Consider the following 2,109-nt stretch of genomic DNA (forward strand, 5'->3'; position numbering starts at 1 on the left):
GATCGAGTCGCTGGGCGGGCCGATCCTGGCAGTGCTGCTGTTCGACCTGGCCAACTTCCTGATCGCCATGGGCGCGAAGATCCAGGGCGCGGGTACCGACACCATCACCATCGATGGCGTCGAGCGCCTGGCTTCGGCGACTTATCGCGTGATGCCCGACCGTATCGAGACCGGCACCTACCTGGTTGCCGCTGCCGTGACCGGTGGCCGCGTGAAGGTCAAGGACACCGATCCGACCATCCTCGAAGCGGTCCTCGAAAAACTCAAGGAAGCCGGCGCCGACATCACCACCGGCGAAGACTGGATCGAGCTGGACATGCACGGCAAGCGGCCGAAAGCCGTGAACCTGCGTACCGCCCCGTATCCTGCGTTCCCGACCGACATGCAGGCGCAGTTCATCTCGCTCAACGCCATTGCCGAAGGCACCGGTGCGGTGATCGAGACGATCTTCGAAAACCGCTTCATGCACGTGTATGAAATGCACCGCATGGGCGCGCAGATCCAGGTCGAAGGCAACACTGCCATCGTCACTGGGGTCAAGGCCCTGAAGGGCGCGCCAGTCATGGCCACCGACCTGCGTGCTTCTGCCAGCCTGGTACTGTCGGCGCTGGTCGCCGAGGGCGATACCCTGATCGACCGCATCTACCACATCGACCGTGGCTATGAGTGCATCGAGGAAAAACTGCAGATGCTGGGCGCGAAGATCCGTCGCGTACCGGGCTAGTCTGTGATTGGCGCAGGGACGCGCCAACCGAATCGTATACGGCCGGGCCAGGTGCCCGGCCGGCAGTAGACGCTTAAGGACCGACGTTCCAATGTTGACCATCGCGCTATCCAAGGGCCGCATTCTCGATGACACCCTGCCGCTGCTGGCAGAGGCCGGTATCGTGCCGACCGAGAACCCGGACAAGAGCCGCAAGCTGATCATCCCCACGACCCAGGACGATGTGCGCCTGTTGATCGTGCGTGCTACCGACGTGCCGACCTATGTCGAGCATGGCGCAGCCGATCTCGGGGTGGCGGGCAAGGACGTGCTGATGGAGTACGGCGGCCAAGGCCTGTACGAACCGTTGGACTTGCAGATCGCCCAGTGCAAGCTGATGACCGCCGGCGTCACCGGTGCGCCGGAGCCCAAGGGGCGTCTGCGCGTGGCCACCAAGTTCGTCAATGTCGCCAAGCGCTACTACGCCGAACAGGGCCGCCAGGTCGACATCATCAAGCTGTATGGCTCGATGGAGCTGGCGCCGCTGATCAACCTCGCCGACAAGATCATCGACGTGGTCGACACCGGCAACACCCTGCGTGCCAATGGCCTGGAACCCCAGGAACTGATCGCCACGATCAGCTCGCGCCTGGTGGTCAACAAGGCCTCCATGAAAATGCAGCACGCCCGTATCCAAAGCCTGATCGACACGCTGCGCGGAGCGGTCGAGTCGCGACACCGCGGCTGACTCTCTACCGACTGTGCGCGGCCTCTGCTGCCGCGCCCGTCTATCCGCGTCATAGCCTTTTTTCTCGGGTGCCCGCGCGGATCGACTGGTAGCCTTGGGCGCCTGAGCATTCGTTAACAACCGAGGCCCTCGCCATGACCGTGTCCACTGCAATTGCCCGTCTCAACGCTGCTGACCCGGATTTCGCCCGACATCTGGATCATCTGCTGAGCTGGGAAAGTGTGTCCGACGACGCGGTCAACCAGCGTGTGCTCGACATCATCAAGGCCGTGCGTGAGCGTGGCGATGCGGCGTTGGTGGAATTCACCCAGCGCTTCGATGGCGTGGATGCCAAGACCATGGGCGAGCTGATTCTCGGCCGTGAACGCCTGGAACAAGCCCTGACCCGCATCACCCCAGCCCAGCGCCAGGCCCTGGAAACCGCCGCCAACCGCGTGCGCATCTACCACGAGCGGCAGAAGCAGGACTCTTGGCAGTACACCGAAGCCGATGGCACCGTGCTCGGCCAGAAGGTCACCCCGCTGGACCGCGCTGGCTTGTACGTGCCTGGTGGCAAGGCGTCGTACCCGTCGTCGGTACTGATGAACGCCATCCCGGCCAAGGTGGCTGGCGTCGGCGAGGTCGTGATGGTAGTGCCGACCCCGCGTGGCGAGATCAA

Annotated in this window: 3 protein-coding genes; all 3 read left to right on the plus strand. The window is 63.7% G+C overall.

Translation table 11 applies throughout. From position 1 onward, the window contains the following. The coding region (locus ACQKPE_RS26335) for a UDP-N-acetylglucosamine 1-carboxyvinyltransferase (RefSeq protein ID WP_427669620.1) at window positions 1-724 on the plus strand (724 nt) is incomplete at its 5' end. A 91-nt stretch (window positions 725-815) separates the two neighbouring features. Continuing rightward, window positions 816-1,451, plus strand: coding sequence for an ATP phosphoribosyltransferase (gene hisG / locus ACQKPE_RS26340; RefSeq protein ID WP_427669622.1), 636 nt, complete (start codon window positions 816-818; stop codon window positions 1,449-1,451). 134 nt (window positions 1,452-1,585) lie between these two features. After that, on the plus strand, window positions 1,586-2,109 hold a 524-nt coding region (locus ACQKPE_RS26345), incomplete at its 3' end, for a histidinol dehydrogenase (RefSeq protein ID WP_427669624.1).

Origin of the sequence: Pseudomonas sp. NPDC089554 (assembly GCF_050280645.1) — a bacterium.
GTDB lineage: Bacteria > Pseudomonadota > Gammaproteobacteria > Pseudomonadales > Pseudomonadaceae > Aquipseudomonas.